The organism is Thiolapillus sp., from assembly GCF_048562965.1.
Lineage (GTDB): Bacteria > Pseudomonadota > Gammaproteobacteria > Chromatiales > Chromatiaceae > Thiolapillus > Thiolapillus brandeum_A.
Map to the genome: position 1 here is coordinate 1 of NZ_JBHNMF010000103.1, position 8,699 is coordinate 8,699.

Here is an 8,699-nt window from a genome sequence, read left to right on the forward strand (position 1 = left end):
TAATTTTATATTATGTGGTATAAGGGGCATTCATCCAGTTCTGTATTATTTATAACGCTTGATTCATGTCGGTATGATACTTTTGTTCAAGCGGAGGTGCCAGCGATGAAGGCAGTGAGTATACTTTATCGCGCTATGGCGCCAGGAAATTTCACTTATTCTTCCCATATGGCCATGTTCATGGGGTTCACTCCTGGTGATGCCGCCTGCAGAGAAGTCGGTGTCAATCCCAAATATGGCAAGATCTTTCGCATGAGTCAGGGAGGAATTGCTGGACAGGGCAAGGAGCATTTTCTGTTGAGCGGAAGGAATATCATTGATGGTTTTGGGCGAATTGGATATAGAACTCTGGGGACGGGAGCCGTTGGCTGGTTCAATCCGGATACGGAAACCGCCGAAAACCTGATTGGTGATTTTCAGGAGTTCTATTATCCAGGTAACACTTGGTCATTGCAGCAGCAACTTGCTTGGTTGCAAGAGAGGCTAGATGTCAAGAATGAGGCCCCAGTGTTTGTCTTTTTGAATATTGGGGAAACTCATGTCCCATATTACTTCGACGGGGCTCCCTGGTCTTTCGAGCATAACCCCTGCGTTCCTTTTTGCGACAACAACGATGCACATGAGTCGCGTCGCAGGCAAGTGCTTGCGTTGGAATGGATAGATGAAAAACTTGCGCCACTGCTGAAAACCTTTTCGCGTTCAACCGTGCTTCTGTGCGCCGATCACGGTGACTGCTGGGGAGAAGATGGCCTCTGGGAGCATGGAATCTCCCATGAAAAGGTTCTGGAAGTGCCCCTGCTTTTCCGCTTGGGGAAAACCTGATGACTCCCCACTACTGGCAGCTAATTCTGTACAAGACCCGCGCTGATCTGAAAATGGAGGCCGCCCGGGGCTATATGGGCATGTTGTGGTGGGTGCTGGAGCCGGTGCTCTACATGGGGGCTTTCTACATTATCTTTGCCGTGGCGCTGCAGCGTGGCGGTGAAAACTTCGTGCCCTGGCTGCTCACCGGGCTGGTGGTGTGGAAGTGGTTCGATACCACGGTGCGCATGTCGCTGAATGTCATTACTGCAGGCAAGGGGCTGATGTCCCAGGTGTATCTGCCAAAGGTGTTTTTTCCCGCTGTCGTTATCCTGAAGAATTCTGTGAAGTTTCTGGTGACCCTGGTATTGCTGCTGCTGTTCCTGCTGGTGTACGGCATGCCCCTGGGCTGGTCCTGGCTGATGGTACCGGTACTGCTGCTGGTACAGCTGCTGCTGATCTGTGGTGTCACTTTTTCCGAATCCGCGCTGACGCCCCTGTATCCGGATCTCAAACTGCTGATGAATAATGTGCTCATGCTCATGTTCTTTCTGTCCGGTGTGTTTTTCGATACCAGCAGGCTGAAAGGCTGGCTGGCCGTGCTGCTGGACCTCAATCCCATGGTGCATATCATCCATGCCTGGCGGGATGTGCTGCTGTTCGGGCGGCTGCCGGACCTGGCCGCACTGGGACTGGTGATGCTGTTTTCCCTGGCCCTGTGCGGACTGGGGCTGTACCTGCTGCGGCGCTATGACCGCCTTTATCCGAGGCTGGCATGAACCCGGTGCTGATACTGGAAAACGTGGGCGTGGCCTATCGGCGTGGCCGCAGTCTGCGTGGCGGTGAACTGTACTGGGCCCTGAAGGATATTTCGCTGGAGCTGAAACACGGTGAAACCCTCGGCGTGATCGGCCGTAACGGCGTGGGCAAGACCACCTTGCTGAAGGTCATCGCCGGCATCATTGCGCCCGACCGGGGAGAAATCCGCAATGCGGGCGTCAGCGCATCCCTGCTGTCCCTGCAGGTGGGTTTCGTGCCTCTGCTCACGGGAAGGGAGAATGCCATTCTATCCGGCATGCTGCTGGGCGCGCCCAAATCCCGCATCGAGCAGAACATGGATGAACTGGTAGCCTTTGCCGAACTGGAAGACTTCATCGACGAGCCGGTGTCCAGCTACTCGGCAGGCATGCGGGCGCGCCTGGGGTTTTCTATCGCCATGCAGGCCGATCCGGATATCCTGCTGATCGACGAGGTGCTGGGGGTGGGCGATGCTGCCTTCAGGAAGAAATCCTCGGAAGAGATACAGCGCAGAATCCGGTCCAACCGCAGTGTGATCCTGGTATCTCACAATACTGCGATGATGGCCAGGCTCTGTGACCGGGTGGTATGGATCGAGCAGGGGGTGTCTCGCATGCAGGGTGAGGCGGGAGACGTACTGGCGGCTTACGAAGCTTCGATCTGAATATCCTGCATGGTGTTCAGGCAGGCTTCCCAGCCGCGTATGCCCTGGGCGTAACGTTTCCAGAGCGTGCGCGCCAGCGCCTTCTGTTCGTCTTCACCGCCGGGCACAGCCTGAAAACCGCGGGGAAGCGGGGCAGCCAGGCTTTGTTCTCCCGCCTCGATGATGCGTTGCAGATCCCGTTGCCAGAAGCCGGGCGCTTCATGGCTTTCGTCCAGCACCTTGGCCAGCCGGCTGATCTGAGTGGTGCGCAAACCCAGTGTCTGTTCCGCAATCTTTTCTTCCAGCGCCCTGTCGTCCAGCCGGCTCAGACCGGAAAAGAAACCGGCGCAACCGCGCAGACGATCGCTGGCTGATCCCGCTGGCGGGGTTGGGGTATCGAGCACCAGCGCGTCGGCAGAGAAATCCAGCAAACCATAGTTCTGGGGTTTGAGAGAAAGATCCTGTTCCCACTGGCGGTGTTCGGCTGGCAGGTGAGGCACCGCCCAGGGGTTGTCCAGGAACAGGGCATTGGGATGGAGATGGTGCAAAAGGACACCGAACAGCAGGTCTTCATTCCTGAGCAGCGGAAAAAACGGGGGTGTCAGCTGGGAACAGTCGATGCCGGTCAGGGGGGACATCAGTGAAAACTGGTTGCGAAAAGCGGGGCCGAAACCACCCATCCAGGTGCTGCGCGAACGGATGTGTCTGCGGTAGTCCTGCTCCGAGCTGAAGAGCTTGCTGCGGTACTTTGGTGGCAGCTGGTAGATCCAGATATTCGATGCCGTACCCGGATCGCCGGCGTAGCCACAGGCGGTCAGCAGAATTTTTGAATCCGGCTGCACCTGGGCAAAACCGGCGGGATAAAGATTGCGCAGGGCGCTTTGTGGCAGCGGGTCTTCCCCCAGCAGGGAAAGGGTCTCGCCGAGGCTGGCTCCCAGGGCTTGGCTGAAGCTGCCCGTGCTCGGGTCAGTGTTTTCCGGGTCCAGCAGCGTTTGCCACTCGTTGTCCGAAGCAAAGAAGTCCGCTACCCGCGATCGGGAAGTGATCTCCGGACCTGTTGGGTCTGTCGGGGGGCTGACCCGCTGAAAAAGAATGTCGTCATCCACCAGCACCAGCTTGCTGCCCTTTGCCAGCAGCAGTCCCCAGTTGCGCGTACGCCCATAGGAAGGTATGGCCGGGTTTTCCCCGTAGCGTCCCAGCAGAAATGCGATGCCTTCGGCATGTTCCGGCAGCCGTGACTGCAGCTGCTGCAGGACTCTTTCCTGTTCGTCGATCCCAAAATAATGCAGTTTTACCCCATGGGCTGCGGAGAAGTCCCGGCAGATGGCGCGGTTCTTTTCCCTCTTTTCCGCTTTCCGGGAGTCGTCGATCACGTAATAGCTGTTGGTTCCGAGGAAGCGGTGACTGGCCGCCATGCTTTCCAGCAGGCGGGCCAGGGCCTCACTGCGGTCACAGCTGAGAATGCAGTAGCACAATGCGGTTTCTGCCGGCTGAAAGCCTGAAACCGGTTTGATGCTTTGGGTCTTGGCGGATGCCGAGAGCATCAGTCCTGCCTGCCCGATGCTGTTCAGTACCTGCCGGATGTCGTCCGGTTCATCACGCAGTTCGGGGATTTCCCGGCCCAGGTGCTGTATGTGCCCGGAAAGGGTGCGGAACTCCCGGCACAGGCGCAGGGAATAGGCCACGTCATTGGTGACGGTGATCTGTTTTCCGCTGCTCCGGCTGCGCAGCAGCACGCGCTGGCCGGGCAGTGGAAATTCCATGCAGTCATCGAAAGCGATCAGGTCTTCTTCAGCCGGCGCAGCCGGGGCGGTCGCAAGGTTGTAACTGAAGGAAAAATTGTAGCTGCTGCCGTCATTCATGATTCATCTGACCGGGGAAAACACGTATCATCTAGGATATGTGCGAAGCTTACCTCATTCCGCTGAATTCTGCCTCGACGGCGACGGAGTCTGTCCGTGTCTGAGGAAAGGATACTGATCCTGGTGCTGGGTATGCACCGCAGCGGCACTTCGGTGCTCACGCGGGTGCTGAATCTTCTTGGCGCCGATGTGGGACAGGATCTTCTCGGTGCCCGGCAGGATATCAACGCGAGAGGTTTTTGGGAGCACAGGGAGCTGATCGCCATCAACGAAAAGCTGCTCTCCGCCCTGGACAGAAGCTGGTATGACTTCCGGCCCCTGCCGTCGGGGGTGTGGACAGGTGAGACCATCGCCGGGTTTCAGGATCAGGCTGTGTCTTTCCTGAATTCGGCATTTGCCGGGGCAGCAACCCTGGCCGTGATCAAGGATCCCCGCCTGTGCCTGCTGCTGCCCTTCTGGGAATCGGCCGCCAGGCAGGCGGGCTGGAAGCCGGTGGTGGTTCTGGCAACCCGCTCCCCTGCAGAAGTCGGCGCATCCCTGTGTCACCGTGACCCACTGACCCCGTCGAGTGCAGACCTGCTGTGGCTGCGTTATACCGGGGACAGTGAAAAGAGCAGCCGGGGCCTGCCACGTGTTTGTGTGGACTATGCCGGGTTGCTGGCAGACTGGAAAACCACTCTGGACAGGGTAGGCGCAGCATTGGGCATAAGCTGGCCAGTATCGACCGGAACCGCTTCGGAGGCCGTGTCGCAAGCCATCGACCCCGGCTTGCGCCATCAGCAGGAGGCGCCAGAGCGCCAGGGAAAGCTGGGTGAGCTGACCCGGCAGGCCTGGCAGCTGCTGCAAAGCGGAGATCCGGACAGGCAGGCGCTGGATGCTGTCTGGCAAACCTGTGACCGGCTGCTGGAAGACGGTGGCGAGCTGACAAATGCCCTGGCTGCCACCAACCGACGGCTGTTTGCCGTCAACAACGAATTGCAGGCGCTGGGTGAGGATCACCGCAAAGCGCTGGATGTGGTGGCTGAAAAGGATGAACAGATCGAAAAGCTTGCGGGTGAGCTGGAGCATGCCCATGCCGTGATCGATGAACGTGACGCGCAGATTGTCGGCCTGTCACGGGAGCTGGAATATGCCCGGTCGGTGGTGGAAGAACGTGACGCCCAGTTGCAAAAGCTGGCCGGCGAACTGGAACATGCTGTTTCCATCGTGGAAGAGCGCGATGCGCAGCTGAACCACACGGCGGTGAAAATCGTGCGCAAACTGTTTGCCGTGGACAGGCAATGACCCGCACGGTGGATGTAATCGTCCCGGTGTATGGCGGGAGGGAAGAACTGCGGCGCTGCCTGGAACCCGTAGTGGGCAGTCCCCAGCGCACGCCGTACCGGCTTGTCCTCATCAACGATGCTTCGCCCGACCCTCATATAGCGGATGATCTGAGGCGCTTTGCCGCCGGGCATGATCAGGTCGAGCTGCTGGAAAATGCACAGAACCTGGGCTTTGTCGCCACCGTCAACCGGGGCATGGCGCTCAGTGATGAAAACGACGTGGTACTGCTGAACAGTGATACAGAAGTGGCCAATGACTGGCTGGACCGGCTGGTCAGGGCGGCGGACAGCGACCCGAAGATAGGTACGCTGACGCCCTTTTCAAACAACGCCACCATCTGCAGTTTTCCCCGCTTCTGCCAGTCCAGCCCGCTGCCGCAGCCATGGGACGTGGCTTCCCTGGATGCCGTGTTTGCCAGGGTCAACAGCAGAGAGCTTGTCGATATTCCCACCGGCGTGGGGTTCTGCCAGTACATCCGGCGGGAATGCCTGAACCGTACCGGGCTGTTCGATATGGAACGTTTCGGACGCGGTTACGGTGAGGAAAACGATTTCTGCCGACGCGCCGCCAGGCTGGGATGGCGCAACGTGCTGTGCTGCGATGTGTTTGTCTTCCACGAAGGGGGTGTGAGCTTTTCCGATGAGCAGGCAGAGCGTGTCGCCCATGCCCAGGAAATACTGCAGCAGCTGCATCCGGACTACCACTCGCTGGTGGAGCAGCATATCCGGCAGAATCCCGCGCAGCTGCATCGCACCCGCGCGCTCATAGAAATGTACCGCAGCTCGCCGCGGCAGAAGGTGCTGCACCTGACCCATCACCTCGGCGGGGGCACCAAGAAGCATATTCATGAGCTGTCGGACTGGCTGGCTGCGGACATGGATGCACTGGTGATACGGCCTGTGGAAGGCGGAGGAGCGCGGCTGTCTTTCGGTGCCACGGACGAGGCGAGCGACCTTTTCTTTTCCCTGCCCGCTATGTATCCGCAGCTGCTGGAACTGTTGCGCAGGATGAATGTGAGTCACCTGCATTTCCATCACACCCTGGGGCTGGAAACCTGTCTGTGGGGGTTGCCCGACGACCTGCAGCTGCCTTTCGATGTCACGCTGCACGACTACTATTTCATCAATGCGCATCCCAGCCAGACGGATGCCAGGGGGCGCTATACGCAGGACCTGCAGGCACAGGCCAGCTCCTATCCCCTGTCGGTCAGTATCGATGAGTGGCAGGCCAATCAGCGGCGGTTGCTGGAGAAGGCGCAGCGGGTGATCGCGCCGTCTGCCTCGGTGGTGAAGGAGTTTGAGCGTCACTATCCCGGACTGAACTATCTGGTTGCCTGGCACCCCGACAGCGAGGCGCACATGCCCTGGCCGGCTGTGTACAACCGCTATGCGGAAGACCGTCCCCTGCGCGTGCTGGCGCTGGGTGCCCTGAGTCCGGAAAAGGGGCCGGACGTTCTCGAAGCCGTCGCTCTGGAGGCGCGCAGACAGGGCCTGCCCCTGGAATTCCACCTGCTGGGTTATGCCTATCGCCCACTGGCGGATGCCGTTGTCGAACACGGGGCCTACAGCGAGGCGGACCTGGAGCAGAATCTGCAGGCGATTCAGCCTGATCTGGTGTGGTTCACAGCCGTGTGGCCCGAAACCTACAGCTATACGCTGAGCGAAATGTTTCTCGCGGGCCTGCCTATGGTGGTGCCGGATATCGGTGCTTTTCCTGAGCGCGTGCTGAACCGGCCTCTGACCTGGGTGCAAGCGTGGGATCAGCCTGCCGGCCAGTGGCTGCAATGGTTTGTTTCGGCCAGGGACGAACTGGCAGGTGCCGGGACACAAAGCCATGCCTGGCAGGATCAGCCGGTACCGGGGGCGACAGAAAATTTCTACCGCAGGCAATATCTGGCCGACATCGAACCCCGGACCGCGCCAGAGGCGGCTCCTTTGGATGATCAGTGGCTGGAAAACCTGTTGCGGCAGTCCCGTAGTGCAGAAAGCGGTCAGGGACGCCGGAGCCGCAAGGAACAGCTGTTGCTGCACCTTCTCACGCTCAGGCAGGGGCGGGTAGGGCGTTTCGTGTCCCGCCTGGTGCCCGTGAATATACAGCGGAAGCTCAAGCGCCGTCTCTCCAGAAAACCGATTCACGAGCTCCAGCGCAAATAATCGGGTAGTTGAAAGCGGAGGCCTGGTCACAGGCGGTATGCCGGGCCGGGCCAGGTTGAATCTCGACCGGCAGGCTGCAAGTCGTTGAAAACAGAAGGAAGCGGACGGTCTCTTTTGGTTTTTATGCAGCATTCTCGAGCAAAGGGAAAAGTCTTCGGGATTTGAAGTAAGTCGCGTTTTGTCAAAGTGTTGCAACTTTTCCCATAAATCACGGTCACATGGGAAAGTTTCCTGAAAAACAGCATGAATCATGGCGAAAGGCTGGTGATGTCTGCTGAAACGAGAGAGTGCTCCATGACCCGACCGGACAACCATCCCCGCAGTATTCTTAAATCCTTTGTTCCCGCAGCCGCGGCTTTGCTGCTGTTTCCCGCCGGTGAAGCTGCTGTCGCCATGGATACGCAGGCAGCAGAAGCGGCAGGCACGCCTGTTGTCCTTCAGGATGAGCGTTTCAGCATCGACTGCACTGTGGCAGCCGTGCAAATGGGCGCGGATGGCTCGCTGGTGCTCGAAGAAAGCACCTGCAGCACTCTGGTGACGGCGGGTGAGACAGGCACCCTGAAGTTTTCTACCGGAGGTCAAACCACCCACAGCTGTACCTTTGAGGGTATGACCATGGATGCCCAGGGGCACATGACGGTCCGTACCACCGGCAGCTGTTTTGCCGACAGCGATCTGGATGAGATACCTGATTCCCTCGATCCGTTCAGCCAGGAAAAGGCGACGGCTGAGTGTCTTCTGCAGGGAGAGTCGCCGGATGAGTCGGTCAGCCTTTCGGCTGCGAACTACGGTGCAGACGCCACCTGTGCCCTGCCGGCGCCCAACCGCCTGGTTGCAGCGAATACAGCTGTGGGTGCCGTTGATGTGGCGGCCAATGTGGATTTCCGTGCAACGGACGGCATTGATGTACTGGGAGCCACTGTGGCTGGAGGCAGCGTTTTCACGCTGGGAGGCGATGATCAGGGACGGCCGACGGTACGCATCTGGGGGCCGTTTTCCGTCAAAGCGGGCAGTGTCTTTGCTGTACATCCCTAGATTGTTACCGTCTATAAATAGCTATCTTTTTCGGGCAGCTCCAGATAATTAGCGCATGCCAATATACTGAATTAATTAATC

Annotated in this window: 7 protein-coding genes; 6 read left to right on the forward strand and 1 reads right to left on the reverse strand. The window is 58.7% G+C overall.

All coding sequences use genetic code 11. The features are described 5' to 3' along the window. Nucleotides 1-105: 105 nt before the first annotated feature. The 3 genes from ACOCD2_RS07580 to ACOCD2_RS07590 are packed head-to-tail and all read left to right on the forward strand — an operon-like array spanning nucleotide 106 to nucleotide 2,263. Nucleotides 106-822, forward strand: a complete 717-nt coding sequence (locus ACOCD2_RS07580; RefSeq protein WP_293646434.1) for a hypothetical protein — start codon at nucleotides 106-108, stop codon at nucleotides 820-822. Then, nucleotides 822-1,580: an ABC transporter permease gene (locus ACOCD2_RS07585; RefSeq protein WP_293646432.1), complete on the forward strand. Its 759-nt coding sequence runs from the start codon at nucleotides 822-824 to the stop codon at nucleotides 1,578-1,580. Before ACOCD2_RS07580 ends, ACOCD2_RS07585 begins: the two co-directional genes overlap by 1 nt. Then, a complete protein-coding gene (locus ACOCD2_RS07590; RefSeq protein WP_293646430.1) occupies nucleotides 1,577-2,263 on the forward strand; it encodes an ABC transporter ATP-binding protein in 687 nt (228 codons plus the stop codon). Before ACOCD2_RS07585 ends, ACOCD2_RS07590 begins: the two co-directional genes overlap by 4 nt. Here the strand turns inward: ACOCD2_RS07590 and ACOCD2_RS07595 are convergent. After that, entirely contained in the window at nucleotides 2,245-4,104 is a 1,860-nt protein-coding gene (locus tag ACOCD2_RS07595) for a hypothetical protein (RefSeq protein WP_293646428.1), read from the reverse strand. The genes ACOCD2_RS07590 and ACOCD2_RS07595 overlap by 19 nt on opposite strands. Nucleotides 4,105-4,200: 96 nt before the next feature. On the opposite strand from ACOCD2_RS07595, the gene ACOCD2_RS07600 reads away from it, so the two are divergent. The 3 genes from ACOCD2_RS07600 (at nucleotide 4,201) to ACOCD2_RS07610 (ending at nucleotide 8,618) form a co-directional block, all read left to right on the forward strand. After that, a complete protein-coding gene (locus ACOCD2_RS07600; protein ID WP_293646426.1) occupies nucleotides 4,201-5,388 on the forward strand; it encodes a sulfotransferase family protein in 1,188 nt (395 codons plus the stop codon). Then, nucleotides 5,385-7,583 carry a glycosyltransferase gene (locus ACOCD2_RS07605; RefSeq protein WP_293646424.1) on the forward strand — a complete coding sequence of 733 codons (2,199 nt, stop codon included), beginning with the start codon at nucleotides 5,385-5,387 and terminating at the stop codon, nucleotides 7,581-7,583. The genes ACOCD2_RS07600 and ACOCD2_RS07605 overlap by 4 nt, the downstream gene beginning before the upstream one ends. A gap of 294 nt (nucleotides 7,584-7,877) precedes the next feature. Then, the gene (locus tag ACOCD2_RS07610) at nucleotides 7,878-8,618 is read left to right on the forward strand and encodes a hypothetical protein (RefSeq protein WP_293646422.1); all 741 of its coding nucleotides are present in this window, start codon (nucleotides 7,878-7,880) and stop codon (nucleotides 8,616-8,618) included. The last annotated feature ends 81 nt before the right edge of the window (nucleotides 8,619-8,699 follow it).

Excerpts from the sequence above, each read along its gene's own strand:
- ACOCD2_RS07580 (WP_293646434.1), top strand. The coding sequence starts at position 106 with ATGAAGGCAGTGAGTATACTTTATCGCGCTATGGCGCCAGGAAATTTC.
- ACOCD2_RS07605 (WP_293646424.1), top strand. The coding sequence starts at position 5,385 with ATGACCCGCACGGTGGATGTAATCGTCCCGGTGTATGGCGGGAGGGAA.
- ACOCD2_RS07585 (WP_293646432.1), top strand. The coding sequence starts at position 822 with ATGACTCCCCACTACTGGCAGCTAATTCTGTACAAGACCCGCGCTGAT.
- ACOCD2_RS07590 (WP_293646430.1), top strand. The coding sequence starts at position 1,577 with ATGAACCCGGTGCTGATACTGGAAAACGTGGGCGTGGCCTATCGGCGT.
- ACOCD2_RS07610 (WP_293646422.1), top strand. The coding sequence starts at position 7,878 with ATGACCCGACCGGACAACCATCCCCGCAGTATTCTTAAATCCTTTGTT.
- ACOCD2_RS07595 (WP_293646428.1), bottom strand. The coding sequence starts at position 4,104 with ATGAATGACGGCAGCAGCTACAATTTTTCCTTCAGTTACAACCTTGCG.